This is a genomic window from Micromonospora sp. NPDC007271, assembly GCF_040634005.1.
In the GTDB taxonomy this organism is placed as follows: domain Bacteria; phylum Actinomycetota; class Actinomycetes; order Mycobacteriales; family Micromonosporaceae; genus Micromonospora.
In genome coordinates, this window is sequence record NZ_JBEYER010000014.1 from 21,993 (window position 1) to 48,453 (window position 26,461).

19 protein-coding genes are annotated in these 26,461 nt (G+C 74.3%); 14 read left to right on the forward strand and 5 right to left on the reverse strand.

Going from position 1 to position 26,461, the window contains the following annotated elements:
• The first annotated feature begins 26 nt into the window (after positions 1–26).
• The 13 genes from ABZ570_RS07660 to ABZ570_RS07720 all read left to right on the forward strand — a co-directional run bounded on the left by ABZ570_RS07660 (position 27) and on the right by ABZ570_RS07720 (position 17,825).
• Positions 27–1,091: a class I SAM-dependent methyltransferase gene (locus ABZ570_RS07660; protein ID WP_358058431.1), complete on the forward strand. Its 1,065-nt coding sequence runs from the start codon at positions 27–29 to the stop codon at positions 1,089–1,091.
• Positions 1,088–4,210 carry an amino acid adenylation domain-containing protein gene (locus ABZ570_RS07665; protein ID WP_358058434.1) on the forward strand — a complete coding sequence of 1,041 codons (3,123 nt, stop codon included), beginning with the start codon at positions 1,088–1,090 and terminating at the stop codon, positions 4,208–4,210. Before ABZ570_RS07660 ends, ABZ570_RS07665 begins: the two co-directional genes overlap by 4 nt.
• Positions 4,207–5,907, forward strand: a complete 1,701-nt coding sequence (locus ABZ570_RS07670; protein ID WP_358058437.1) for a carbamoyltransferase N-terminal domain-containing protein — start codon at positions 4,207–4,209, stop codon at positions 5,905–5,907. The genes ABZ570_RS07665 and ABZ570_RS07670 overlap by 4 nt, the downstream gene beginning before the upstream one ends.
• 2 nt (positions 5,908–5,909) lie before the next feature.
• Positions 5,910–9,029, forward strand: coding sequence for an amino acid adenylation domain-containing protein (locus tag ABZ570_RS07675; RefSeq protein ID WP_358058440.1), 3,120 nt, complete (start codon positions 5,910–5,912; stop codon positions 9,027–9,029).
• Between the two features lie 44 nt (positions 9,030–9,073).
• The gene (locus tag ABZ570_RS07680; protein WP_358058443.1) at positions 9,074–9,295 is read left to right on the forward strand and encodes an MbtH family NRPS accessory protein; all 222 of its coding nucleotides are present in this window, start codon (positions 9,074–9,076) and stop codon (positions 9,293–9,295) included.
• Positions 9,289–10,515, forward strand: a complete 1,227-nt coding sequence (locus ABZ570_RS07685; RefSeq protein WP_358058446.1) for an MFS transporter — start codon at positions 9,289–9,291, stop codon at positions 10,513–10,515. Before ABZ570_RS07680 ends, ABZ570_RS07685 begins: the two co-directional genes overlap by 7 nt.
• Positions 10,505–11,608 (forward strand): GNAT family N-acetyltransferase, encoded by a 1,104-nt coding sequence (locus ABZ570_RS07690; protein ID WP_358058449.1) that lies wholly within the window; start codon positions 10,505–10,507, stop codon positions 11,606–11,608. Before ABZ570_RS07685 ends, ABZ570_RS07690 begins: the two co-directional genes overlap by 11 nt.
• Before the next feature lie 89 nt (positions 11,609–11,697).
• Positions 11,698–12,501, forward strand: a complete 804-nt coding sequence (locus ABZ570_RS07695; RefSeq protein WP_358058452.1) for a class I SAM-dependent methyltransferase — start codon at positions 11,698–11,700, stop codon at positions 12,499–12,501.
• Positions 12,498–13,748, forward strand: a complete 1,251-nt coding sequence (locus tag ABZ570_RS07700; RefSeq protein WP_358058455.1) for a hypothetical protein — start codon at positions 12,498–12,500, stop codon at positions 13,746–13,748. The genes ABZ570_RS07695 and ABZ570_RS07700 overlap by 4 nt, the downstream gene beginning before the upstream one ends.
• The gene (locus tag ABZ570_RS07705) at positions 13,735–14,925 is read left to right on the forward strand and encodes a cytochrome P450 (protein ID WP_358058458.1); all 1,191 of its coding nucleotides are present in this window, start codon (positions 13,735–13,737) and stop codon (positions 14,923–14,925) included. The genes ABZ570_RS07700 and ABZ570_RS07705 overlap by 14 nt, the downstream gene beginning before the upstream one ends.
• 46 nt (positions 14,926–14,971) lie before the next feature.
• Entirely contained in the window at positions 14,972–16,309 is a 1,338-nt protein-coding gene (locus ABZ570_RS07710) for an ATP-grasp domain-containing protein (RefSeq protein ID WP_358058461.1), read from the forward strand.
• The gene (locus ABZ570_RS07715) at positions 16,306–17,055 is read left to right on the forward strand and encodes an alpha/beta fold hydrolase (protein WP_358058464.1); all 750 of its coding nucleotides are present in this window, start codon (positions 16,306–16,308) and stop codon (positions 17,053–17,055) included. The genes ABZ570_RS07710 and ABZ570_RS07715 overlap by 4 nt, the downstream gene beginning before the upstream one ends.
• A gap of 53 nt (positions 17,056–17,108) precedes the next feature.
• Positions 17,109–17,825: an SDR family oxidoreductase gene (locus ABZ570_RS07720; protein WP_358058467.1), complete on the forward strand. Its 717-nt coding sequence runs from the start codon at positions 17,109–17,111 to the stop codon at positions 17,823–17,825.
• A gap of 185 nt (positions 17,826–18,010) precedes the next feature.
• On the opposite strand, the gene ABZ570_RS07725 is transcribed toward ABZ570_RS07720, so the two are convergent.
• Genes ABZ570_RS07725 through ABZ570_RS07735 form a run of 3 tightly spaced genes read right to left on the reverse strand, consistent with a single transcriptional unit; the run spans position 18,011 to position 19,898 of the window.
• The gene (locus ABZ570_RS07725; RefSeq protein ID WP_358058470.1) at positions 18,011–18,280 is read right to left on the reverse strand and encodes a hypothetical protein; all 270 of its coding nucleotides are present in this window, start codon (positions 18,278–18,280) and stop codon (positions 18,011–18,013) included.
• 23 nt (positions 18,281–18,303) lie between these two features.
• Positions 18,304–19,266: a CU044_5270 family protein gene (locus tag ABZ570_RS07730; RefSeq protein ID WP_358058473.1), complete on the reverse strand. Its 963-nt coding sequence runs from the start codon at positions 19,264–19,266 to the stop codon at positions 18,304–18,306.
• A complete protein-coding gene (locus ABZ570_RS07735) occupies positions 19,263–19,898 on the reverse strand; it encodes an RNA polymerase sigma factor (RefSeq protein ID WP_358058476.1) in 636 nt (211 codons plus the stop codon). The genes ABZ570_RS07730 and ABZ570_RS07735 overlap by 4 nt, the downstream gene beginning before the upstream one ends.
• 107 nt (positions 19,899–20,005) lie before the next feature.
• Here ABZ570_RS07735 and ABZ570_RS07740 point away from each other — a divergent pair, with 107 nt between their 5' ends.
• On the forward strand, positions 20,006–20,578 hold the full coding sequence (locus ABZ570_RS07740; protein ID WP_358058479.1) for a GNAT family protein: 573 nt from the start codon (positions 20,006–20,008) through the stop codon (positions 20,576–20,578).
• 121 nt (positions 20,579–20,699) lie between these two features.
• On the opposite strand, the gene ABZ570_RS07745 is transcribed toward ABZ570_RS07740, so the two are convergent.
• Complete coding sequence (locus tag ABZ570_RS07745; RefSeq protein WP_358058482.1) at positions 20,700–22,616, reverse strand: hypothetical protein; 1,917 nt, start codon at positions 22,614–22,616, stop codon at positions 20,700–20,702.
• Positions 22,613–26,422 (reverse strand): DUF5682 family protein, encoded by a 3,810-nt coding sequence (locus tag ABZ570_RS07750; RefSeq protein ID WP_358058485.1) that lies wholly within the window; start codon positions 26,420–26,422, stop codon positions 22,613–22,615. Before ABZ570_RS07750 ends, ABZ570_RS07745 begins: the two co-directional genes overlap by 4 nt.
• Between the last annotated feature and the right edge of the window lie 39 nt (positions 26,423–26,461).

Consider the following 26,461-nt stretch of genomic DNA (forward strand, 5'->3'; position numbering starts at 1 on the left):
ACGACCGCGCTGCGAAAGGTGTGACCGTGCACGAGCCCCGAGGCACCACGGCGTCCGTTGCCGCCCTCCCCGGCCTGCCGCCCGGCGTCGGCGCCGCCGGCAGCCTCTCCGCCCGGCTGTTCAACGACTCGATCGGCGGGTTCGCCGTGGCGGCGGCGGACGAGCTCGGCCTGCTCGACGCGATCGCCGAACACGGCACGGTGGACCGGGAGGCGTACGCCCAGGAGCACGACCTGCACCCGCCGTCGCTGCGGGCCGTCACCGACGCGCTCGCCAGCGCCGGGGTGGTGGCCGTCGCCGGCGACAAGGTCACCGGCACGACGAGCTTCGCCGATGTGCACGCCACCAAGGGCTTCTTCACCTGGCTGCTCGGCGGCTGCGGCGAGCTGCTGCGTACGGCCGGCGCGGTCGGGCGCACCGCCAATCGCCACGGTCGCTTCATCCAGCGGGACGCCACGAGAATCAGCATCGGTACGGCCGACTTCGGCGCCCGCTTCATCGATCCGGTCTTCGACGCGATGCTGGACCGGGATCCGCCGACCCGGATGGTGGACGTCGGCTGCGGCAGCGGCAGCCGCCTGATCAGCGCGCTGCGCCGCCACCCGCACGCCACCGCGATCGGGATCGACGTCGCGCCCGCGGCCGTGGCGCTCGCCCGCGCGCGGCTGGTCGATGCGGGCCTGGCCGACCGGGCGATCGTCATCGAGGCGGACGTGCACGACCTCGAGCACCGCCCCGAGTTCGCCGACGTGGACTTCGTCTGCAGCTTCCTGATGGGGCACGACTTCTGGCCCCGGGAACGCTGCGTACGGGTGCTGGACAATCTGCGGCGGGCCTTCCCCGCCCTGCGCTCGTTCGCGCTCTGCGACACCTACCGGTCGGGGCGGGTGCCCGGGACCGACCTGCCCATCCTCACCCTCGGCTTCGAACACGTGCACGCGCTGATGGGCCAGGATCTGCCCACCCTCGACCAGTGGTACGAGGTCTTCGACGAGACCGGTTGGCGGGTGCGCCACGAGTACGACCTGGTGCTGCCGCCGCACTCGAAGATCTTCCACCTCACGCCGGACCGGGGTGGAGACCGGAGGTGACCGTGCCACAGGAGGAGACAGCCCACGCCGGGACCATCCACGAGTGGGTCAGCCGGCAGGCCACCCGCCGCCCGGACGCCACCGCTGTGGTGGGCGCCGGCGAGCGGCTGTCGTACGCCGAACTCGATCGCCGCTCCGACGAGCTGGCGCGGCGGTTGGGAACCGCGCCGGAGGCGGTCGTCGCGGTCTGCGCCGCGCGGCGGCCGCACCTGGTCGTGGCGATGCTGGCGGCGCTCAAGGCGGGCGCCGCCTGTCTGCCGATCGACCGCTCGTACCCGGCGGAGCGGATCGCCCACCTGCTGGCCGACAGCGGCTGCCCGGTGGTGCTCGCGGACGCCGCCGCGCGCGCCGTCCTGCCGCCCGACCGGCTGGTGGTGGCGATCGACGGCGAGCCCGCCAGGCCGGCCCGCGCGGACGACCTGGCCCCGGTGCTCCCCGAACAGGCCGCGATGGTGCTCTACACCTCCGGCTCGACCGGGCAGCCGAAGGGGGTGGTGCTCAGCCACCGCAACGTGCTCACCCTGCTCACCGGCGAGGAGCTGCTCCGGCACGGCCCGGAGGACCGGGTCGCGCACGTGCTCAGCTCGTCGTTCGACGCGGTGCTGCTGGACGTCTGGGGTGCGCTCGCCGCCGGCGCCACGGTGTGGCTCGCCTCCGAGGAGGCGCTCCGCTCGGTGGGGCACCTGTACGACGAGGTCGCCGAGGCCGACCTGACGGTGCTGCCGCTGACCAGCTCGCTGCTGCACCAACTGGTGCAGGTCCGCCCGGAGCAGGCCCGCCGGACGCCCCGCCTGTGGTTCGGCGGCGAGGCGGCCGAGAGCGCGGCGGCCCGGCGGGCCGCAGGCCCGGACAACCAGCTCGTGCACCACTACGGACCGACCGAGTGCACCTCCATCGCCACCGTGCACCTGGTCACGGACGCGGACCGCGACCAGCCGGTGCTCCCGATCGGCCGGCCGCTGCCCACGATCCGGCTCTACCTGCTGGACGATCAGCTCCGGCCGGTGCCCGACGGCGACGTCGGGGAGATCCATCTCGGTGGTCCCCAGGTGGGCCGCGGCTACCTCGGGCAGCCCCGGCTCACCGCCGACCGTTTCCTGCCCGATCCGTTCGCGGCCGACGGGGGGCGGATGTACCGCACGGGGGATCTCGGGCGGCGCCTGCCCTCGGGCGAGGTGCAGTTCGCGGGGCGGACCGACGACCAGGTCAAGATCAGGGGCTACCGGGTCGAGCCCGCCGAGGTGAGCGCCGCGCTGCGGCGGGTGCCGGGCGTGGCCGACGCTGCCGTGATCGCCCGGGACGACGTGGTGCCCGGCACGCTGCAACTGGTCGCGTACCTGGTCGGCCACGTCCCCGAGGACACCGTGGCGGCGGCGCTCGCCCGTACCCTCCCCAGCCACCTGCTGCCGGCCGCCTACGTCCGCGTCGACTCCCTCCCGCTGCTGCCCAACCACAAGCTGGCGGTCCGGCAGCTTCCCCCGCCGCCCCGCGCCCGGCACCAGCTGCCGCGGGCCCTCGCCGCGAGCGTGCAGGACCGGCTGGCCGCGCTCTGGTGCGAGATCCTGGACCGGGAGTCGGTCCGGCCCGAGGACAGCTTCTTCGCCCTCGGCGGATACTCGCTGCTCGCGGCGCGGCTGATGGCCCGGATCGAGCAGGCCTTCCACACCCGGCTGCCGCTGCGCGCGCTGTTCAACGCCCGTACCCTCCGCGACCTGGCGCAGGTGGTGGAACGGGAACTCGGGACGAGGCGCGAGGAGCCGGCGCCCCCGGTCGGCGCGGAGGCGTCGCCCGCCCAGCGCGAGCTGTGGCTCTTGCACCAGATGAACCCCGGCGGCTCCGACTACAACAGCGCGCTCGCCTTCTCGGTGCGGGGCGGCCTCGACCTGGCCGCCCTCCAGGACGCGGTGAACGACGTCGTCGGCCGACACGACGCCCTGCGCTGGACCTTCCACTCCGACCGCGGCCGGTGCGTGGTGCGGGAAGCCGACCAGGTCGAGATCGTCCCGGCCGTGACGGACGACCCCGGAGCCTCGGACGAGGACGTCGAGCGCTGGCTGCGGCGACACCGGGAGATCCCGTTCGACCTGGCCGCCGGCCCGCCGCTGCGGTTGGACGTGCTCGTGACGCACCCGCAGCGGGCCGTCCTGTTGTTCACCGTCCACCACATCGTGTTCGACGGCTGGTCGGCCGGGATCTTCGTCGACGAGCTCGCCGCCTGCTACCGGGCCCGCCGGCACGGACGGCCGACGCCGCTGCCGCCGCTCGAGCACCGGTACCGCGACGTGGTGTGGCGGGAGCAGCGGGCCCTGGCCGACGGCGAGCTGGACGAGCAGATCGCCTACTGGCGGCAGGCGCTGCGGGACGCGCCACCCGCCGTCGAGTTGCCCGCGGGCGACCCGGACCTGGCGGCCACGGCCGCGGTCGAGGTCACCGGGACCATCGACGAGGTGACCGCGGGCGCGCTGCGCGACGCCGCACGCGACCGGGGCCGCACCCCGTTCGTCCTGCTGCTCAGCGCGTACGGTCTGGTCATCCGGGCGCTGGCCGGGGTGGACGACGTCGTCGTGTCCTGCCCGAACGCGGGCCGGCGGGGACCGGCCGCGGGCGCCGTCATCGGCCTCTTCGCGCATCTGCTGCCGATCCGCCTGACCGTCGGGGACGAACAGTCGGTCGACGAGTACGTCGCCTGCGTCGCGGAGCGGGTGGTCGGCGCCATCACCCACCAGGCGGTGCCGTTCGAGCGGATCGTGCAGGAGGTGCGCCCGCCGCGCCGGCGCCGCTCCCGCGCGCCGTACACCCAGTTGGTGTTCAACCTGGTCGATCTGGCGGAGCCGACGCTGGAGCTCGACGGCGCGATCGTCGAGCCGGTCCGGGTGGCCGCCCCGGAGACCCGTGTCCCGATGGCCGTGATCCTCAACGAGGACGGCGCCGGCTACCGGGTGGAGGTCCTGGCCGACCCGCGCGACGTCGCGCCGGCGTACGCCCGGGCGGTGCGGGACGCGCTGCCCGGGGCGGTGGCGCTGGTGGCCGCCGGTGGCGGGCGGTCGGTGGCGGAGGCGGCGAACGCGATCCGCGGCCCGCTCCACGCGGGCGCCGGTCTCACCGAGGAGCAGGCATGATCATCTGCGGGTTGAAGCTCACCCACGACGGCGCGCTGGCGCTGGTGGACGGGGACCGCCTGGTCACCTCTCTGGAGATGGAGAAGCTGGACAACAACCGCCGGCACGAGAGCCTGGACCGGCTGGACGGCGTGCTCCGCCTCCTCGACCTCGCGGGCTGCCGGCCCGCCGACGTGGACGTGTTCGTCGTGGACGGTTGGCACGCCAGCACCCCGGACGGTCTCGCCGAGCTCTCCGTGCACGGCCCGGACGGGCCGCTCACCCTGGCGGCTGCCCCCTACCACGAACGGTCCGCCACCCACGACGCCGCACAGCCGTACGAGCTGTCCGGGCTCGCCCTGGCCGGGCAGCGGCACTCCTACCACAGCTACCACCACGCGACGGACCATCTCTTCTCGGCGTACTGCACCAGCCCCTTCGCCCGGACCGGTGAGCCCGCCGTCGTGCTGGTCTGGGACGGCGGCATGCTGCCGCTGCTCTACGAGGTGCATCCCGACCCGGTCCGGGTGGTCAACCACGGTCCGCTCCTACCGATCTACGGCAACGCGTTCGCCGAGTTCGCCGGGCAGTTCGACGCGTTCCGCGAGGAGTTCCGGGCCGAGCAGCGCCGGTACGGCCGTACCCGGCCGTCGGCGGTCGCCGGCAAGGCGATGGCGTACGCGGGTCTGGCCACCGAGGAACGCGACCTGAACCCGCTGTTCGACAAGCTTCTCGACGAGTTCGACGCGATGGGGATCGACTCCGGCGCGTTGCTCGCCCGCAGGCTGCTGGACGAGCGCGCCCGGTTGGTGCCCGGACTGTCCGACGCGGACCTTATCGCCGGCTTCCAGAACTACCTGGGGCAGGCCCTGGTCGACGCGTTCCGGGCCGTCCTTCCTCAGCTGAGCCAGCCGGCCGCCGGCAACCTGTGCCTGGTGGGCGGCTGCGCGCTGAACATCAAGTGGAACAGCCGGCTGCGCGGCAGCGGACTGTTCCGGGACGTGTGGGTCCCGCCGTTCCCCAACGACTCCGGGTCGGCGATCGGCGCGGCAATGACCCACCGCGCCCGGACCACCACGGACCCGTACGTGCGGTGGAGCGTGTACGCCGGCGCCGAGCCCGGGCCGGCCCGCCCGCCGGCGGGCTGGCGTGCGGTGTCCTGCCCCCCGGCGGAGCTTGCCCGGCTGCTCGCCGAGGTCGGGGCGCCGGTCGTCGTGGTCGACGGGCGGGCCGAGGTCGGCCCGCGCGCGCTCGGGCACCGCAGCATCCTGGCGCCCGCGGTGCGCCCCGAGATGAAGGACCGGCTGAACGAGCTCAAGGGCCGGGAGGCGTACCGGCCGGTGGCCCCGATCTGCCTCGAGGACCGGGCACCTACGGTCTTTGCGCCCGGCAGCCCGGACCCGTACATGCTCTTCGAGCACCGGATGCGGCCCGGCTGGGCCGAGCGGGTGCCGGCCATCGTGCACCTGGACGGGACGGCCCGGTTGCAGACGGTCTCGGCGGACGCCGATCCGGTGCTGGCGGAGGTGCTGGCGGCCTACGAGCGGCACACCGGCGTGCCGGTGCTCTGCAACACCAGCGCCAACCTGCGCGGCAGCGGATTCTTCCCGGACGTCGCGTCGGCGGCCGAGTGGGGCGGCACCCGCTACGTCTGGTCGGCCGGTGAACTCTACGCCGCGCCCGGTGCCGTCGTGCCGGCCGAACTGCCGGGCGGCTGACGGTGGACCCGCTCACCATCCACGGTCGGTTCGCCGCGCAGGCACGCCGGACCCCGGAAGCGGTCGCCCTCGCCGGTGCGGCGGGTACGGTCCGTTACCGGGAACTCGACGCCGCCTCGGACGGGGTGGCGGCGTGGCTGGGCGAGCAGGGCCTGCGGCCCGGCGTGGCGGTCGGCGTGCTGCTGCCCCGTTCCCCGGAGCTGGTCGCCGTACTGCTCGGGGTGCTCAAGGCCGGGGCCGCGTACTCCGTTCTTTCCCGGGACTGGCCGGACGCGCGGATCCGCGCGCTGTGCCGGCGGCTCGGCGGCCCGCTCGTGCTGACGGACGCCGCCGTGGCTCCTCCGGGGGCACCGCCCGTGGTGCTGCCCGACGGAGGGCTGCCCGGCTGGGCGGCGCTCGCCGACGGCGCGCCGGAGACCCCGGTCGACGAGCGCTCCGCCGCCCAGGTCTTCTTCACCTCGGGCAGCAGCGGGGAGCCGAAGGCCAGCGTCTCACCGCACGGGGCGCTGACCCGCCTGGTGCGCGACTGCGGCTTCCTCCCGCTGGACGCCGGCACCGTCATGCCGCTGGGCGCCCCCGCCTCCTGGGACGCGTTCGCCCTGGAGCTGTGGGGACCGCTGCTGGCTGGGGGCGTCGCGGTGCTGCCGGACGGCCCGCACCTCGACCCGGCGACGCTGCGCCGGGCCGTCACCCGACACGGGGTGAACACCGCCTGGCTGGGGGCCGCCCTGTTCAACGTGGTCGTCGAGGAGGACCTCGGCGCCTTCGCCGGCCTCCGGCACCTGGTCATCGGTGGGGAGCGGCTCTCCCCGCAGCACGTCCGCCGGTTCCTGCGAGCGCACCCGGACGCCACCCTGACCAACGGGTACGGGCCGGTGGAGTGCACCGTCTTCGTCACCACCCACCGGATCACGCCGGCCGACTGCGACGCGCCGGGCGGTATCCCGCTGGGCCGGCCGGTGAACGACACCGAGGTCCACGTCCTGTCGCCCGACGGCGAGTCCTGCCCGGCGGGGAGCACCGGGGAGATCTGTGTTGGCGGGCCCCGCCTCGGCCTGGGTTACCTGGACGACAGCGCGGCGACCGACGAGCGCTTCGTGGTCCGGACGGTGGACGGCCGGCCGCGCCGGCTGTACCGCACCGGGGACCTGGGCCACCTTTCTCCTACCGGGATCCTGCACTACGTCGGACGGCTCGACCGGCAGGTCAAGGTACGCGGGCACCGGATCGCGCCGGAGGAGATCGAGGCCGCCCTCGACGCGGTGCCGGGCGTCGCCCGCGCGGCGGTCGTCCCGGTGGAGACCGGGACGGGCACCGAACTGGTCGCCTGCTACACGGCCGACCCGGCGCCCGGGCCCGACGAGCGGATCGTACGGGACCGCCTCGCCCGGCGACTGCCCGCGCACCTGGTGCCGCACCGGGTACGGCGGCTGCCGGCGCTGCCCATGCTGCCCAACGGCAAGCTCGACCGTGCGGCGCTGGCGGCGGCCACGACCGCCGGGCCGACGGTCCCGCCCGGCGCGACGGCCACACTGGACGCGACGGCCGCGAGGGCCTCGGCGGGCAACCTCGACGCGGTGGCGGCGGCCTTACGCGCGGTGCTCGGCGGGCACACCCCGGACCCCGACGACGACCTGGTCGAGGCGGGCGCCACCTCGCTGGACCTGATCCGGGTCTGCACCCGGCTCGGGCAGCGCCTCGGCCGACCGGTGCCGGTGTCGCAGCTGCTGCGCCGACCGACGGTCACGGCGATCGCCGCCTGGCTCGACGACGCGTCCCCGTCCGGGCGGGCGCCCGACGCCGACCCCGCCGGCCCCGGTGCGGTCCCGCTCCTGCCCATGCAGGCCGGCTTCCTCCTCGCCGACGAACTCGTCGGTGACGCGGTGGCGCACTGCGCGCTGGCCTGGTGGGTGGCGGGGCCTTTCGACGAGCGGGCCTTCGCCGCCGCCGTTGCGGACCTCGTCGACCGGCACGAGGCGCTGCGCGCCCGGTACTCGCTGGCCGAGGCGGCCGCCTACCCCACCGGGGCGACCTCGGACCCACCCGTACGCCGGCTGCCGCCGACGCCCGACGAACCGTCGGCGCTGCGGGTGGTGACCGCGGCGGTGGACCGTCCACTGCGACCGGAGGCCGGGGAGGTCTGCCGGGCGGTCCTGGTCACGAACGCCGCGACCCCGCGGACGCTGGTGGCGTTCGTCGTGCACCACGTGGCCTGGGACGTCGAGGCGGAACGGGTGGCCGTGGCGGAGCTGGCCGCCGGCTACGCCGCCCGCCTGGCCGGCGACCGGGCGAGGCTGCCACCCGCCCCGACCCTGGCCGGCACGGTCCGGCGGTACCGGGAGCGGCTCGGCGTCGTACCCCTCGACGAACAGCGACGGTTCTGGCAGCGGGAGCTGGCCGACCTGCCGGAGCTGCCCCTGGACGGTTCGTCGCCGATGGACGACGACGGGCCGGTGCGGACCCGTGACGTGCCGATCGGGCCGGAGCTGCTGGCCGGCGTCGACGAACTGGCCCGGCGGGTGGGCGGCACCCGGCTGGCCGTCCTGCTGGCCGGGTTCGCCGCGGCCGTCGCCCGGGTCACCGGCAGCCGGGACTTCGGCGTCGGCGTGCCGGTCACCAAGCGCGGCGACGAACTGCTGGACCGGGCCGTCACCTGCCTCATCGACACCGTCTGCGTACGCCTGCGACCCGGGCCGGCAACGGCGGCGGAGCAGGCCCGGGACACCCACCTGGCCCTGCGCCGGGCGTTCCTCGCCCAGGACGTCACGATCGACGAGGTCGTCCGGCTGTCCCGGCCGTCGGCGACCGCGTCCGGGCCCCGGTACCGCCTGATGTTCACCGTGCAGCCGCACGACGTACCGGAACTCCCGCTGCCCGGTTGCCGGACGGTGGGGCTGCGGCTGGACCCGTCCCGGTCGATGACGGATCTCGGCTGTGCGCTGTGGCCCACCGCGGACGGCGGCTACCGGGCCCGGTTCACCTACCGGCCCGGCCTGACCGCGGCCGGTACCGAGATCTCGCGGGCCATGGCGGTCTGGCTGACGGACGCCGTCGGTGCCGACCCGGCGCGGGGACCCGGGCCGGCGGCACCGGTGGCGACGCGTCCGGCGTGCGGACCGTGACCGGCGTGGTGCGAACGGACCCGGGAGAGGAGAGGAAAGGCAGCATGGCGACCCCCAGCGGCGAGCACCGCGTGGTGCTCAACGACGAGGAGCAGTATTCGGTCTGGCCGGCGGACCGACCGGTGCCCGACGGTTGGTGGGACGCGGGGTTCCACGGCAGCCGTGACGAGTGCCTCGACCACGTCGCGCGGGTCTGGACCGACATGCGGCCCCGGTCGCTGCGGACCGTTTCGACCGCCTCGACGGCGGACGGCCCGGCGTGCTGAGTCCGCTCCGGTCGGCGAACTTCCGCTGGATGCTGACCGCCCGGACGCTGTCGATCACCGGGAACACGATCGCGCCCCTCGCGATGGCCTTCGCCGTGCTGGACGCCGGCTGGGGCGTGGGCGGCCTGAGCCTGGTCGTCGGCGCCCGCTCCCTCGTCAACGTGCTGATGCTGCTGGGCGGCGGGGTGCTGGCCGACCGGTTGCCTCGATCGGTGGTGCTCCAGGGCACCAGCGTGGTGGCCGCCACCGCGCAGGCGGCCATCGCCGTGCTGATCCTCACCGACCGGGCGCTGTTGCCGGTCGTGGTGGCCCTGGCCATGGTCAACGGAGTGGCGGCGGGCCTGGCCCTGCCCGCGTCCTCCGCGCTCATCCCGCAGACGGTGCCGCCGGACCGGTTGCGCCCGGCCAACGCCCTGCTGCGGATCATGGTGAACGCGGCCACCATCGGCGGCGCGGCCGTCGGCGGTATCCTGGTCGCCGCGGTCGGACCCGGCTGGGGTCTGGCGATCGACGGGGGCTGTTTCCTGCTCGCCGGCCTCTGCTTCGCCCTGATCCGGGTCGAGGCGGCGGCGGCCGGCGGGCCGTCGCCGCGACCGCTGCGCGCCCTGCTGGACGGCTGGCAGGAGTTCACCCGCCGGACCTGGATCTGGGTCCTCTCGCTCCAGATGCTGCTGGTCAACATGTGCTTCGCGGCGGGCATGCTGGTCCTCGGGCCGACCGTCGCCGACGGGACGGTGGGGCGGGCGAGCTGGGGTCTGATCTTCGCGGCGCAGACGGGCGGCATGGTCGCCGGTGGACTGCTCGCGGCAAACGTCAAGCCCCGTCACCCGCTGCGCTGGCCGGCCCTCCTGCTCGTGGCCCAGGCGCTGCCGATGCTCGCGCTGGCGCTCCGGCCGAGCCTCGTCGTCCTGGTGGTGGCGATGGTCCTGTCCGGGCTGGCGATGGAGCAGTTCGGCGTGGCGTGGGACGTGGCGGTGCAGAACCAGGTCCCCGACGACAGGCTGGCCCGCGTCTACTCCTGGGACGCGTTCGCGTCGCTCGCCGCGGTCCCGGTGGGACAGCTCGCCGCGGCGCCGGTGGCCGCCGGCATCGGTGTCACGCGCTCGCTGCTGCTGTTCGCGGGTGTGGTCGTGGTGGCCTGCCTCATCCTCGGCACCGTCCGCGACGTCCGTCGCCTCCAGCTCGCCCCCGCAGTGAAGGAGGAGGTCGTTGTCAGCTGAACGGATCGCCGAGGCGGGAGGGTGGGAGATGCCGGACGCTCCGCTCACCGTGACCGACGGCCTGCCGCCGGGCTGGGCCGCATTCACCGCGGCCGGTCCGCGCTGTCTGAAGCCCGAATGGCTGGCGTACGAGCCGGGCCGGCTGCCCGGCCCGCTGCGGACGTTCACCCTGCACCGGGCGGGACGGCCCGTGGTGGGGACGGTCGGAACGGTGCTCGACACGGTCACCGCACGCCGGTTCGCCGACCCGTACCGGCTGCTACACGACGGGCCACCGGGCCGGCCCGAACCGGCGCGGCCCTGGGCGGGCCTGGCCCCCGAGGACGTGCTGCCGAGCGTCCTGCTGATGTCGCCCGAGTACGAGACCGCCGTGGCCGGCCCCGGCGCCGGGGACCCGGCGGAGGTCGCCGCCTTCGTCGACGCGCTGCTGCGCTGGGCGACGGCGGCCGGGGCGCGCTCGGTCGTGGTGCCCTACCTGACGCCGGCCAGCCGGCTCCTGGCCGACGCGCTGGCGGCCCAGGGGTTCGACACCGTGCCGCTGGGTGGCTGCCAGGTGCTCTCGGTCGACTGGAAGGATCCCGACGGCTACGTGGCCGGGCTGCCCAGCCGCCGGCAGCGCAAGAACGTCGGCCGGGAACTGCGGCGCTTCGCGGAGCTGCCGGTACGCATTGAGGTCCGCACGCTCGGGACGGACGAGCCCGAACTGGTCGAGCTGATGATGGCGCACGCGCGGCGGTACGGCACCCCGCAGCACGAGGAGGGGGCGCGCCAGCTGTTCAGGCGGGTGCTCGACTGCTTCGGGGCGGAGCGGACCCTGCTGGCGACCGCCACGCACGAGGGCACGATGACCGCCTTCTCGCTCTTCCTCCGCGACGGCGAGACGTTGGTCGGCAGCGTGGCCGGCACCCGCTACGACGCCCCGTACGCGAGCGAGAGTCACTTCCAGGTGCTCTTCTACGAGATCGCCGGGCGGGCACCGCTGCTCGGCGTCCGCGAGGTGGTGTACGGGATGGGCGACGACGTGACGAAGGCGCAGCGCGGATGCGAGCCGGTCGAGCTGCGCACCGCCTTCCGGCGCCTCACCGCGACCTGATCGACGATCACCGGCCGCGCCCGGCCGCGCCGGCGGGCCGAGGCGGGCGGGCACAGCCGACACGCCGGACACGGGAGGACGAACGACGGATGGCAGTGGACCAGCGCGACCCGCGCATGACCAGCGGACCTGACGCGTACGCCGGCGAAGCCGAGATCCACGACCACCTGCGTCGCCGGTTGACCCAGCAGGACGTCGGCTTCTTCCTCGACGTCGTACGGGATTCCGGTGGCCCGCTGCTGGAGCTGGCCTCGGGCACCGGTCGGCTGCTGCTCCCGCTGGCCCGGGAGGTGGCATCGGCGGTCGGCGTGGACAACTCCCCCGCCATGCTCCGGGAGTGCGAGCAACGGCGGGCCGGGCACGGGCTGGACGAGCAGGTGGAGCTCGTGCTCGGCGACATCCGGACGATACGCCTCGGCCGGCGGTTCCGGACGGTGGTGATCGGCGGCCAGTCGCTCGCCTTCATGCACAGTGACGAGGATCTGTTCGCGGCCCTCGAGACCGTCCGGGCCCATCTGGAGCCGGACGGGGTCCTGGCGGCGGCGATGCCGGTGCCCCGCTTCGAGGAGCTCGCCCAGAGCCAGCACCAGTTGAAGCTGGTCGACGACTTCGTCGCCGAGGACGGACGCCGGACGGTGGTGTGGAACTACAGCTTTGCGGACCCGGTGCGGCAGCTGGCCACCCTCCGCCGGATCATCGAGGTGCTCGACGACGATGGTGTCGTGGTGGAACGCCGGCACGTCGTGCACGAGATGACGTTCCGCTATCCGGGGGAGCTGCGCCGTCTGCTCCAGGGCGCCGGGTTCACCCTCAAGGAGGTCTACGGCGGGTACGACCGCCGCCCGTTCGACTCCTCCGCCCAGCACTTCGTCTGGATCGCGGTGCCTTCGTGACCAGCCTGGCCGACCTCTACTTCCATCCGGAGCCGGAACGGGTGCTGGCGGCGCTCCGGGCCGACGAGCCGTTCCTGCGCCTCGACGACGGCCGGATCCTGGTCAGCAGACCGGTCGACGTCGCGGCGCTGCTCGCTGACCGGGCCTGCGTGACCGAGTTCCCGTCGCACCGGGCGGCCCGGCGTGGGCGGCGGGGTGCGCTGGCCGACTCGGTGGCCCGCGCGCTGCTCAGCCGCGAGCCGCCCGTCCACACGGACCTGCGCCGGGCGCTCGCCGACCTGTACGCGGCCCCGGCCGTGGCCGGCCGGCGGGAGTACGTGCGGCAGGTCTGCCGGGAGCTGCTGGCTGATCTGCAGCCCACCGACGACCTGGTACGCGTGCTCGCCGGGCCGCTGCCCTACCGGGTGAACTGCCACCTGGTGGGGTTGACCGACCGGGAGCTCGACGAGGTGCTGCCCTGGATCCGCAGGCTGGAGGCGGCCGCCCACCACCCGGATCCCGAGACCATCCGGGCGGCGAACGACGCCGTGCGCGGTTTCCGGCGCTACCTGGCGGAGCTGCTCGCCGCGCCGGAGTCGCTGCCCGCCGACTCGGTGCTCCGCCGGCTCACCGGGTTGCTCACTGGATCCAGCCTCGACGAACTCGACGTGTTGGACAACGTCAAGGCGTTGTTCTTCGCCGGTGCCGAGGAGACCACCGCGCTGACCGCCGGGGCGCTGGCGCGGGCCCTGGCCCGGCGGGAAGCGGGCCAGCCGGTGGACCCGGACGCGCTGGTCGAGGAGATCGTGCGCCGGCAACCGCCGATCCGGCATGCGCTGCGGTGGACCACGGAGGACGTGACGTGCCCGTCCGGGATCGTCGCCGCAGGGCAGGTCGTGCTGCTGTCGCTGACCTCCGCAGCGCACGGGCAGCTGGACAGCACGGCCTCCGGTCCCTCCCCCCGCGGCACCCTCTCCTTCGGACGGGGCCGGCACAAGTGCCTCGGCGAGCACCTCGCCCGCCTGCAGGCCGGCGTCGCCGTGGCGGAGCTCCTGGCACTGCCGTACCGGGTCGTCGCCGTGGACGCCGGCGCGCCGCTGCGGTCGACCGAGCTGCAGGGGCTGGGCACCCTCCCGGTGCGGGTCGACACCGAGCCGTGCCACGGTGAGAGCGCCGTCCCGCACCCCACCTCCGCCCGAACAGCGCAACCCGCTGCGCCGTACCGCGTGGCCGAGCCGCCCGAGGGAGGCGCGAATGGATCTCGGTGATCCCGACCTCTACGTCAGTCCGGATCGCTTCGCCCGGTGGCGCGGCTTTGTCGCCGAGGACAAGGCGGTGTACTCCGGCCCCGGCTGGTCGCCGTCCGGCTTCTGGTCGGTCTTCTCCCACCGCGCCTGCCAGCAGGTGCTCAGCCCCGGGGCGCCCTACACGTCCGAGTACGGCATGTTGATCGGGTTCGACCGTGGCCATCCGGACCGCGGCGGCGGCAAGATGATCGTGACCACCGACGGGGACGTCCATCGCCGGCTGCGCCGGGTCGTCGGACGCTTCCTGAAGCCCGCCGCCCTGCAACGGCTGGGCCGGTTCATCGACGCCGAGGTGGCCCGCCTGCTGGCGGAGGCCGCCGACGCCGACACGGTGGACGTCGCCCGGCGGATCGGCCCCGTCCTGCCCGCCGCCGTCGTCTGCGAACTGCTGGGGGTTCCGCAGTCCGACCGGGACCACCTGATCCACCTGACCGACGTGGCCTTCGCCAGCCCGGACAGCGACTCGGCCGCGACCGCCACCGCTGACGCGCACACCGAGATCTTCCTCTTCTTCGCCGACCTGATCGCCCAGCGCCGGCAGGCACCCGGCGACGACCTGGTCAGCGCCCTGCTGGGCACCGGCGAACTGTCCGAGGACGAGGTCCTCGCCAACTGCTACAACCTGCTGATCGGCGGCAACCAGACCTCCCGGCACCTGGTCTGCGGGGTGTTCCACACTGCCGCCGAGGTGCCCGGCCTGCTCACCGCCGCGCGCGGCGCCGACCCGACGGTGAAGTCCCTGGTGGAAGAGCTGATCCGCTGGGTGTCGCCCGGCATGCACGTGCTGCGCGTGGCGACCGCGGACACCGTCCTGTGCGGACAACCGATCCGGGAGGGTGAGGCCGTGGTGGCCTGGCTGGCCGCCGCGAACCGGGACCCGGCCGTCTTCGGCGACCCGGACGTCTTCCGCTGGGACCGCCCGGCCAACCCGCACCTGAGCTTCGGCCACGGGATGCACCACTGCCTCGGCGCCCAACTGGCCCGGATGGAGCTGTCCCGCTTGGCCGTCGCCCTGGCCCGGCTGGCCCACTCGGTACGGCTCGCCGGGCCGGTCGTCCCGACCCGCTCGAACCTGATCCAGGGCTACCGCAGCCTGCCGGTGGCCATCGACTGGGCGGAACCGGTCACCGTGCACTGACCGGCCGATCCACCATCCCGAATCATCTCGCGACAGGGGAAAGCAGATGACACCCGCGATCATCCTCATGTTCGGCCTCAACACCCGGTTCCCGGGCTTCCTGCGCGCCGCCAACGCGGCCGGCGTACGGGTCCTCGCGGTGACTCCCGATCCGGGCCACCCGCGGGCGCGCATCATGATGCACCTGCGCGACACGGGGCAGAGCGAGGACCTCGCCGCGGTCGAGGAGTGCTGGGCGGTGGCCCCCGGCGACCAGGACCGGATGCTGCGGCACGCGGTGCGGGCGGCGCGCACGTACCAGATCCTCGGCGTGTTCAGCCTGGTGGACGAGTACCTCCCGCTCGCCGCCCTGGTGGCGGACGTGCTCGACGTCGCCGGGCCCGGCCACCGGGCCGCCCGGGCCTCCGCCGACAAGTTCCTGCAACGTACGCTGCTGCCCTCGCTCAGCCCTCGCTACCGGCTGGTCCTGCCGGACGAGCGGGCGTCCGTCGACCCCGCCGACCTCGACCTGCCGGTGGTCTGCAAGCCGGTGGACAAGGCCGGCTCCTTCGGCGTCACCTCGCTGTCCTCGCCGAAGGCCCTCGCCGCGCACCTGGCCGCCGCTCCCCCCGGCCAGGCGCTGCTCCTCGAGGAGCGCGTCGAGGGCGAGGAGTACTCGGTCGAGACCGTGCTCCACGAGGGCGAGGTGCTGTTCCAGGGGGTCACCACCAAGGTCACCACCGAGCACGACGGGAACTTCTTCGTCGAGATCGGCCACCGGGTGACCCCGGACCAGGACCGTCATGAGGACCTGCGCGCGGCGGCCACCGAGGTCCTCCGCGGGCTCGGCGTCCGCACCGGAGTCACCCACGTGGAGCTGCGCCGCACCCCCGACGGGCAGGTCCGGCTCATCGAGGCCGCGGCACGCGGCGGCGGGGACGGCATCCCGACCCTGTGGGAGCTGGCCACCGGAGTGTCGCTGGAACGGATCCTGCTCGCCGCCCTGCTCGACAGGCCGCTGCCCACCCCGCGGGTACGGCGGTGGGCCGAGCAGATCTTCCTACCGCAGCGCGTCGGGCGGCTCACCGACGTCCGCAGCGCCCTCGACGGGGTACGCCCGAACTGGTTCGTCACCACCGTCGCCCGCGAACCGGTTCGGCCGCTCCCGGCCGACGCCCCGGCCGCCGTGCACGAGCTGCTGGTCGACGTGGAACCGCATTCGTACGTCGGTGAGCTGCGCTGGTCCATGGACCGCGTCGCCTCGGTCATCCTGCACGCGCCGGACGAGGATTCCCTCGCCGAGCTGCGACGGCGCTGCGAGAAGGAGATCGAGGTCGACATCGAACCAGCCCCCGGGCGGGTGACCGGGGCTGCCGCCGCGCACGAGGACCGCGACGGGCGTTGAACAGGGTCCCACCGGGCGCGGACTGGTTGGTCACCTGGCGGCCGCGTCCGGCCGCGGCCATGCGCCTGGTCTGCCTGCCGCCTGCAGGGGGCGGGGCCGGCCAGTTCCGCACCTGGAGCCGGCTCGCCCCACCCACCGTCGAGGTGGTCGCCGTGGAGCTGCCCGGACGCGGACTGCGCCGGGCCGAGCCGGTGTCCACCGACATGGCGCCCGTGACGGGCGCGCTCGCGGACGCGGTGGCACCCCTGCTCGACCGGCCGTTGTGCATCGTCGGGCACAGCATGGGCGCCCTCATCGGCTGGGACCTCGCCCACGAACTGCGGGACCGCGCCCTCCCCGCGCCGGTGGCGCTGGTCACCGCGGCCTGCCGCGCCCCGACCCTCTTCTTCGGACGCACCCGCCGGCCGGAGCCGACGGAGGACGAGCTGGTCACGGCGCTGCGGGCACAGGGCGGGGTGCCGGCCGGCGTCCTGGAGTCGGATCGGTACCGGGCCATGTTCCTGGCCACACTGCGCGGGGACGTCGCGCTCATCGAAAGATACGAGCCGCCCGCCCGGCCACCGCTGACCTGCAACGTGTACGCCTACGTCGGGACCGACGACGACCAGACCGGCCCGGCCGACGTCGGGCCGTGGCAGGCGGAGACCACCGGCCGGGTACGCATCCGGGTCTTTCCCGGCGGCCACCACTTCCTCGCGGAGCACGCCGGCGCGGTGCTGTCCGCCGTCCTCGACGACGTCTGTTGACCAATTCCTCGGCGGTTGACCTCAACCCGAGTTGAGATGCTCCACTGTCGGCCGTGGACTTTGGTGGACTACGCGTCGCTATCACCGGCGCCGCACGCGACACGGGACGGCTGCTGGCCGAAGCCTTCGCCGAGCGCGGGGCACAGATCTTCCTCTCGGCCCGCGACCTGGCAGCGGCCGAGCATGTCGCGGGTGTGATCAGCCAGCGGGGAGCAGGTCACGCTGAGGCGTTTCACTGCGACCTCGCCGTACCGGACTCGGTGCGCGCGTTCGCCGCAGCCGTGGCCGGCCGGACGAAGCACCTCGATGTGCTGATCAACAATGGCGCACCCTACATCGACGGCGACGACCTGGAAGACGTCTCGGACGACCAGATCGAGAGCGTGATGGCTGCGGGCGGGACCGGCATCGCCCTGTTGACCAAACATCTGTTGCCGCTGCTGCGGGCATCGTCGCGGCCCGACATCGTCAACATGATCTCCGCGTGCGGTGAGGTGGGGCACCGCCGTTCGGACGCGCATCCAACGTTCTACGCCGCAAAACATGCTCACGCCGGGCTCGCTGAGATCCTGTCGCACCGGCTCCGGCCGGAAGGGATCCGGGTGATCTCGCTGTTTCCGCCCGACTTCGTCCAGGATGGGCCCCGACAGGCGAACGCCGACCTCACTGCGCGGTCGGTGATCGACTGCGTGCTGTTCGCGGTCAGCCAACCACGAGACTGCTTCATCCGCGAGATTCACTTCGAGCAGGTCCAGCGAAAGCACCCCTGAACGCTGATCGCGCCAGGCAGCCCGAGGCCGGTCGAGGATCCCCGATATCGCTCGGGCGCGGTCAGCCGGCGGCAGGGCGGGCAGACCTGATGACCTTCTGGACATGCCCGCCCTGCCGCTCTCCGCAAGGGCGCGTCTACGCCGACAGCCTCAGGCCGGACGTCCGCCGTTCATCTGGCAGGCTCTCACCAGCCTGAACGAAATCTGTCACCACCACCACCAGCCAAACCAGCGATCTGCCATGGTTTGGGATTTGCCCTCCGTATAACCGCCACGGCGGAGGGCGGCGGGACGTCGGACCACACCATGCCGGCCAACCGAGTCAGGGAGACGGGCCGATTCGCCGCGAGGGCCAGCCCCGCCAGAACCGGCCGCCGCTTGGCCCCTCCGGGGGTGACATCCTGGCCGTTGTTGAAGACCTCCACCGGGCCCAAAAGCCGAATCTGCAGTTCCATCACGCCGCTCCCCCGTTGAGACGCTACGGGCGCTGTCCGGCCCGATCGACCACAGCCCGGGTGATGACGGCGGTGGTGGCGGTGAGCATGCCTGCCTTGCCGTCGCTGGTGTCCTCGACCAGGTAGCTGCGCTCGCCGAGGTACTCGTAGGTGGTCTTGTCGAAGATCCACTCGGTGCGCTCGCCGAACTCGACGTGTGCCACGGCGACACCGTGGCGTCCAGCGGCGTCGACTGAGTCCGGCACGAGCACTACCCCTGGGATCTTGGCCGCCGCCCGGTAGAGGGCCGCACTGATCTTCGGTGGCATGAGCGACTCACGCAGAAGGTCACCGATGGCGGTGAAGGCTTCGCCGTCCGGGCTGTTGCCCTGCCCTCGGGTGTCGGCGTAGATCTTCTCGAGGAGCAGGTCCGGGTCGCTCGGCAGGTCGACCATCTCCTCGTTGGACACCGTGATGCCGAGATCCGATGGCCGCCCAGCCTCGCGCAGCGCGCCGCGGCCCCCAGGTGACTGTGGGATCCAGATCTCCCGGTCGTGCAGGTCATCCAGCCGGCGTGAGTCGTCGCTGAGAATGGAGTACGCGACCCGGCTCTTGATGTAGATGTACTGACCCGCCCCAACCGGCTGTTGCGGCTTTGCGGCCGCCGCCAGCGCGACCCGGTTCAAGAACGCTGTCGCGCCGCTCGCATCGCCCTGCAGCACCTGGATGATCGGCGCCGGCTGGCCTGCCCGATCCCACGGGTGCACGACAAGACCGGCCGCGAGCGCCGCGGCCAACACGCTCGTCGCGGCCGACGCGGCGATGAGCAGCCGGCGGCGGCCCCGGACCTGCGGCGGAACCACGGTCGCATGCTGGATCTCGCTCATGACGTGCCCTTTCAGGTCCTTCAGGCGGCCCTCCGGCAGGCGCGGATTGCCCGGCGGTGGTAGCAGCGTGATCAGCTCGCCGAGGTCGTTGACTTCGGTCTCACGGGGTGGCGTGGTCATCGTGAACCTCCTGCCTCATGCAGAGCGTTGCCGTGCGGCCCGCTCTGCCCCTGGCCTGGCCGCAGGGCCGGGTTCCGAATTTCCGCGCGGGACAGCTCCACGTCGACCAGTGCGCGTAACCGGGTGCGGGCCCGCGACAACCGGGAACGCACCGTGCCGACGGGTATGCCGAGGGCCTCGGCGGCGGATGCATAGTCCAGCTGCGACCACACGCAGAGCAGAAACACTTCCCGGTCGGCCCTGCGTAGCCGACGTAGTGCTGCCGCGGCTGCGGCCAACTGCCGCGCATCGTGCATCCGGCCGACGACCTCGTCGGCGACATCTGGGACAGCGGCAGCCGGCGGGATCCGCAGCAGCGCCGCCCGATGCCGTCGGGTCGCACGGCGTCGGTTGCGCAGCACATTCGTCGCGATGCCCAGCAGCCAGGGAAGCAGACTGTCACCGTCGGGCCGCAGCGTGACGCGGAGCCGCCACGCTTCCAGGAACGTCAGCGACACGACGTCCTCCGCGTCCAAGGTGTGGCCGTCGGCCCGCACCGCATGCCGGTAGACGGCTGCCGCATGCTCGTCGAAAACCTGCCCGAAGGCGGCAGCGTCCCCCGCCCGAATTCGGGCTCGCAGTGTTGCGCTCACACCTTGTTCTGTCCGCATGAAGCTCCCGGTTCCAGTAATTCTCGGTGAACCGCGCTGAATGCCACTGGTCCGCCCGGGGCTCGTCGGTCAAGGCCTAGGATCGCCTGATGTTCCGGCCGACGTACCCGATTTGCACCCCGCGGCTCACGTTGCGCCCGGTCACGCTGGACGACCTCGACGACGTGCACGCATACCAGTGTCGGCCCGATGTCGTCCGCTGGATGCTCGACGCCCGGCCGCGTACCCGGGAGGAGTCAGGGGCGTCGGTGGCCGCAATGGCCGGCGAGGACGTGCTGCGCGCCGAGGGCGACTGCCTGACCCTGGCCGTGGCCATCGATGCCGGGGTGATCGGGAACGTGGAGCTGGTCTGGCGCAGCCAGCTTCATCGCACGGCTGAACTCGGGTACGTCTTCCATCCCGACCATGGGGGCCGCGGACTGGCCACGGAAGCCGCCACGGCGCTGCTGGACTGGGGGTTCAGCGAGATGGGGCTGCACCGGATCTACGGCCGGTGCCACGCCCGCAACGAAGCCTCCGCCCGCCTGATGACCCGGATCGGCATGCGCCGCGAGGCACACCATGTCGAGAGTTACCTGTTCCGTGGAGAGTGGGCCGACCAGCTCGTCTTCGCCATCCTCGCTCGGGAATGGCGGTCGCGGGCCGCGGCGGCGGGCCGGTGAAGTCCGCGGCGCCCGCCCGGGTTCGGGCAGGCGCCGCGGCGCGGGTGGTCCGCGTCAGGGCCACGGGCACCTGGCCGGCCACCTACTGGCCCGGGGCTCGGTGACCCCGGATTCCGGCGGGTCAGCCGACGGGCGGGGCGGTCCAGGAGGACCGGATCAGCTCCCGCTCGGTGGCCGCGAGGTGGGCGGTCACGGCGAGCCACGCCCAGGCGTACCGGTCCGGGTCGGGTTCGGTACGGCGGCCGAACACGTCCCGGCCGCGCCGGTCGGACTCGTCGGCGAGCGCGGCGGCCACCGTGGCGGCGGTGGTGAAGCCGGCGCGGCGCAATGGACCCGGCAGCCCTGCGCCGTCGCCGCGGGCCGCCTCGGCGACGGCGCGGCGGCCGCCGGAGACGGCCAGCTCCACCAACCGGCGGACCCGCCACAGCGGGGACTCCGTGACCGCGTCGGCGCCGAGGGCGAGAACCGGTGGGGTCGTCACGGCTGGGTCGCGCGGCGGTAGGTGGCTGCCCTGGATCTCGTCGTAGCCGAGGTCCGCCCGGCCGTGCCAGTCTGCCGGCAGCCGTAGCGTCGTGGCGGCACCGGGCACCGGGCCGACCGCCAGCGGGTGCAGCGTGCTGGCCCGGTCCGGGTCCAGCCGGCCGACCACGCGGATCCGCAGGCCCGGTCGGGAGGCGAGCCGCCGCAGGTTGGCCACGTGGGCCAGCATCGGATGGGAGTTGACCGGCACCAGCCGGATCATCGGCCCGTCCGGCACCTGTGCACGGTCCGAGGCGTCGATGGCGGGGGCCAGCTCGCGGGCCAGCACCTGGTCGCCGACGGCACCCACCACCATCAGGTCGCAGCCGACCAGCGCGGTTCCGGCCCGGGCCGGGTCCTCCGGGTCGTCCACGGCGAGTTGGGCGGTCACCGTCTCGGCGAGCGGGCGGGCGAACAGTTGCGCCAGCGGTCCGGTGGCCCAGTCGGTCCCGGTGAGCGGAGTGGCCCGAACCCCCTTGCCGGCGCCGAGTCGGCCGTCCGGGGAGACGGTGGTGCCGCTGATCCGCAGGCCGCCGCGAGCCAGCACGGCGTGGTTGACCGCGACCGCGCCCATCTCGCTGATCGCCCGGGCGCAGTCCCGTGCCCGGTCCGGGCCGCCCGGTTTCACATCGCCGAAGGAGAGCTGACGGCCGTCGGCGGCGACCAGGTGGGTGACCACCCCGGCGTATCCGGTCGCGCTGATCACCGGTTCCCGGCAGACGCCGTACACCTCCAGCGTGCCGTCGGGCTGGTAGGCCCGGCGGAGGACGCCGATCAGCGTCGGGTCGGGATCGCCGGCGGCCAGCCGGCCGGCCACGTACAGCAGGTCGTGCAGCGCCTCGACCAGGTCGGCCAGCCGGTGGCCGTTCTGTCGTCCCCGGTGGGCGCGTAGGCCACGGACCGTGCGCAGCGCAGCGTTCTCGGCCCGTGGCAGGCCGGCCAGCCGGGCGCTGTGGGCGGCCCGCAGCAGTTCGGCCTGGAGGACTGCACCGGCCGCCGGCGCGCCGGCGGCGAGCACCGCGGCGGCTGCCCGCCACAGCGCGCCAGCGGCGGCCTGTTGGGCTTTCGTCGGTGCCGTGCTCCGGCCGGTGCCACCGGCGGCCGCGCCAGCCGATTTTCCGGTCCGCCCGGTCCTCCCGGTGGCGTCGTCCGAGGTGGACGGCGCGGCGGCGGTGGGCGCCAGATCGGGATGGGTGGCCGGGTCGGCGACCGGGCAGGCGACCAGGACCGCGGTCCGGTGCAGGCAGCGGGGTGCCAGCAGGCAGCTGCACCGGACCTGGTGCGGGTCGGTGACGGCGCCGGTCGGTCCGGGTGTCAGGGTGACCAGGGCCTCGGGGCCGCAGTCGACCGAGATGCCGCCGTCGACCCGGCCGACCGGTACACCGGCCAGCCGCTCGACGGTGGCGTCCAGCCGCTTGTGCAGCCGGGGTGGCAGGGCCGCCACCGCCGCGGCGGCGACCCGGGGTGTCACCGGCGGCAAGCGGTCGGTGTCTGCGACGGTGGGGGTGCGGTCCGTCAACGTGATCCTCCGCGTACGCGGTCGCCCACCCAGCGGGCGAGTTCGAGTGGGCTGAGAGCGGCGACCGGCATCCCGGCCGCGACGAGCTGCTCGGCGACCGGTACCGAGTAGCAGGGCACTCCCCTGTCGTTCAGCGCGGCGCAGCCGAGCAGATGCACGCCGGAGTTGGCCAGCGTGCGGACCTCCCCGAGCAGCCCGGCCAGCGGGTAGCCCTCCTCGAAGTCGCTGACCACCGCGACGATGGTGCGGCTCGGCACGGTCACCAGCGATCGGGCGTGGGCCAGCCCGGCGGCGATGTGCGTACCGCCGCCGACGCGTACCTCCAGCAGCAGCGACAGCGGGTCGTCGACCCGGTCGGTCAGGTCGACCACCTCGGTGGAGAAGGCGAGGAAGTGGGTGGACAGGGTGGGCACTCCGGCCAGTACGGCGGCGGTCAACGCCGACCACACCACCGACGCCTCCATCGAGCCGGACACGTCGACCACCAGCACCAGCCGCCAGTCGGCCTCCCGGCGGGTCCGGGTGTTGAAGATCGGGCGGTGCGGCACCACCACCGTCCGGCCGTCGTCGAGCCGTTGCGTGTGTGCCAGGTTCTCCCGGAGGGTTCGGGCGAGGTTGATCCGGCCGCCGGGACGGCGGGACGGGCGCGGGTTGGTCAGCCCGGTCAGCGCTGGGCGTACCTGGGTGGCCAGCTGCCTGGTCAGCTCCTCGACCAGGCGCCGGACCAGTGGCCGTAGCTTGGCCAGTTGCCCCTCGGGCAGGCCGCCGGCCAGTGACAGCACCGAGGTCAGCAGCTCTATCGAGGGGCGTACCGCGGCCGGGTCGAGCTCGGTGAGCACGTCGGTGCGGCCGCTCTCGGCGGCCCGGGCGATGACTTCCTCGCGTACGGCGGTTCCGAACAGCGCTTCGAGTTCGTCGGCCCATTCGCGTGCGGTCGGGAAGGAGGCTTCCTGGCCGCCGCCGGCTGCCTGGCCGAGGTCGGTGACGCCTTCGCCCTGGCCCGTCCCGTACAGCTCGTCGAGGGCGCGGGCGTAGCGGCGGGCGTCGGCCGGCAACCGGTCGGGTTGGCGGCCGAGCAGCAGCCGCCACCGGTCCGCCGGGGTGATCCGGGCGGCTGGCGTGTCCGGCCCGGGTTCGATGCCGACGGAGCCGGAGCCGGCCGGCGTGTCCGGCCCGGGTTCGACGTCGGCGGAGCCGGTCGGGGTGCCCGGGATCGGTATGTCGCGGGCGACCAGGGCGGCGCGACCGGCCGCGTCGGCGGCGGCCCAGCGGGCCAGCAGCTCGGGCGGGGCGGACAGGGTCAGGTCGAGCCGGTCGCCCAGCCGTTCGGCGACGGTGTGCAGCAGCCGGTCCCGGGCCGCCGGGGTGAGCACGTCGAACCCGCCACGCAGCGCTGGCAGCCGGTCCAGGAACTCGGTGTCGGTGAGCCGTTCGATCCGCGCCAACAGCGGGTCCAGCGCGGTCGGGGTGGACTGCAACAGCGGGTGCGCCGCGGTGAGCAGACCACCGAGCAGCCGGTGCAGGTGCCGCCGGGCGTCCGGTCCGGTCGCCGCGTCGATCCAGCCGGCCACCCGGGTGCCGAGGGTCTTCAGATCGGTCAGGTCGAGCAGGACCCGGGCGGCCAGGGCGGCGCCCTGGATCCGCGACGAGCCGGCCCGGGCCAGGTAGCCGAGGGCCTCGTCCAGGCGTAGGCCGATCCGGTCCTCGCCGGCCCGGACAGCGAGGTCGACCAGTGCGGCGGCGTCGGTCACGGCGTCGCTGCCGGCCAGGCCGGGCAGCCCGCGGACCGCCGCGTCCAGCAGCACGCCGGCCAGCTCGGTGGCCCGGGCTCGGCTGTCGGCGGTGGTGCCGGGTAGGTGTTCCCGACGCAACGCCTCCAGCAGGTCCAGCGCGGCCAGCAGCTCGGGCAGCGTGGCGGTGCCCGGCAGCATCGCGGCGGCCAGCTCGAGCCGGTCGGTGACCAGTCCGGGCAGGTCGCAGCGGGCGGCTTCGCGTAGCCCGGTGAGCAGTTGCGCGGCGGTGGGGCCGCCGTCGGCGGCTTCCCGGCGGAACCGCTCCCGCAGGGTGCCGGCCGCGGCCAGCGCCGCGGTCACCCCGCGTACGCCGACGAGGTCCAGCCGGGCCGCCACGGACGGCGTCCAGGCCAGTTGCCAGCGGGTGGTCAGGGCGGCGCCGTCGCCGGTGCCGGAAACCGCGATCGGCTCGCCGTAGCCGACGCCGCAGACCTGGAGGCGGTGCAGCAGGATCTCCCGCCGCCCGTCCAGCTCAGTGCGTAGCGGGTCCAGCCGGACCTCGCGGGACTTGGGGCTGTTCGGGTTGGGTAGCCGCAGCGCGGTGAGTTCCGCCTCGACCGCCGGGCCGAGCCCGGACCGTGGCGTACCGGGGGCGACCCGGCCCCGCTCGGCGCCGACCAGCACGGTTTCCAGCGCCTTGGCCAGCGCCCGGCCGCGGCCGAGCAGTTCACCCTGGCCGAGCACGGTGGTCACCGCCTCCAGCACCTCGCCCCGGCCGGGGGCGGGCAGGTCCCGCAGCCGGGCCAGGTCGCCGGCCAGCCGTACGGTCTCGGCGGCCTCGCCGGTACCGGCGGTGTGCCCGGCCGAGCGGAGTTCCCGGCACAGGTCGGTGACCGCCCGGGCGGCGGCGGCCCGGATCAGTTCCGGGTCGCCGGCGGCAGTGAAGACGGACTGCTGCCAGCGTGGGTCACGGATCCCGGCCGGGTAGCCGGACCGGGAGTCGAGCAGGTCGAATGCGTACGGCACCAGCGAGGTGATCGTCGTGCCGCCGCGGTTGGTGGTGGCCGGCCCGGGCTGGGTCGTCACGGACCGGACCGGGCCGGTCGGGCCGGCGACGGGCCGGGTGGGCGCGGCGGCGACGTCGGCGGTCGATGCCGGGACGGCAGCGCCGGGGCCGGACGCCGGGCGCCTGCTGACCTCCACCGTGGAGTCCGGCGGGGCACCGCCGGCCGTGCTGGCCGTACCGTCGGCGGCGTCGGTGGGCGGGGCGGCGAGCAGGGCCGGGGCGTGGAAGGCGCCGATGACGGCGACGACTCGCCGGCCGCCTGCGCCGGCCTCGGTCAGCACCCGGCGCATGTGCCGCTCGCGGGCCAGGTCCCGGGCCGGTACGCCGTCGCCGCTGGCGCTGTCGGTACGCATCGCCCAGCCGACGCCGAGGGCGGCCCGGCGGACCGCCTCGGGCGGGCAGCCCGGGGCGCGCACCTCGACCACCCGGTCCCACAGGTCGTCGCCGTCCCGGCCGGTGCCGCTGGCGCTGAGCGCGGCGGCGTAGCCGGACCGGCGCGGGCCGGGCACCGGCTCACCGGCCTGCGGGTCGGGGCCGCAACCGGCGGTCGGCTCGGAGTCCGTGGCCGGGTCGGAGTCGGTGGCCGGGTCGGCGGTCCAGCCGGGGTCGGCCAGCGGCAGGTCGCAGCAGATCACCTCGACGCCGCGCTGCCGGGCCCAGCGGATCGCGGCCAGTTCCGGGGAGAAGTCGGCGAACGGGTAGAAGCCCATCGGCCCGTCGGCGCCGTGGCTGCCGACCAGGGCCAGCGGGGCCCGGGCAGCCGGGTCGGACAGGTACGGCAGCCAGCCCTGGAAGTCGGCTGGCAGCTCGATGCAGACCACCTCGGCCCCGGCGGCGTCCAGCAGCGCCGGGACCACCGCCGCGAGGGCCGGGCTGTGATGCCGCACCCCGATCAGGTACGGCCGGACCGAACCGGCGAGCGCGTCGAGAACGGCACGCGGGTCAGCCGCCGCCGGACCGACCACCGGCGGGGCCACACCGGTCGACGTGCTGGCGAGGGTCGTCACCGGGAAGCACCCGAGAAGCCCTCGGCTTTGGCCGTGGGG

Bases quoted from the DNA above. Each gene is read 5' to 3' on its own strand.
- ABZ570_RS07670 (WP_358058437.1), top strand. From the start codon at position 4,207: ATGATCATCTGCGGGTTGAAGCTCACCCACGACGGCGCGCTGGCGCTG.
- ABZ570_RS07680 (WP_358058443.1), top strand. From the start codon at position 9,074: ATGGCGACCCCCAGCGGCGAGCACCGCGTGGTGCTCAACGACGAGGAG.
- ABZ570_RS07695 (WP_358058452.1), top strand. From the start codon at position 11,698: ATGGCAGTGGACCAGCGCGACCCGCGCATGACCAGCGGACCTGACGCG.
- ABZ570_RS07705 (WP_358058458.1), top strand. From the start codon at position 13,735: ATGGATCTCGGTGATCCCGACCTCTACGTCAGTCCGGATCGCTTCGCC.
- ABZ570_RS07710 (WP_358058461.1), top strand. From the start codon at position 14,972: ATGACACCCGCGATCATCCTCATGTTCGGCCTCAACACCCGGTTCCCG.
- ABZ570_RS07725 (WP_358058470.1), bottom strand. From the start codon at position 18,280: ATGGAACTGCAGATTCGGCTTTTGGGCCCGGTGGAGGTCTTCAACAAC.
- ABZ570_RS07730 (WP_358058473.1), bottom strand. From the start codon at position 19,266: ATGACCACGCCACCCCGTGAGACCGAAGTCAACGACCTCGGCGAGCTG.
- ABZ570_RS07740 (WP_358058479.1), top strand. From the start codon at position 20,006: ATGTTCCGGCCGACGTACCCGATTTGCACCCCGCGGCTCACGTTGCGC.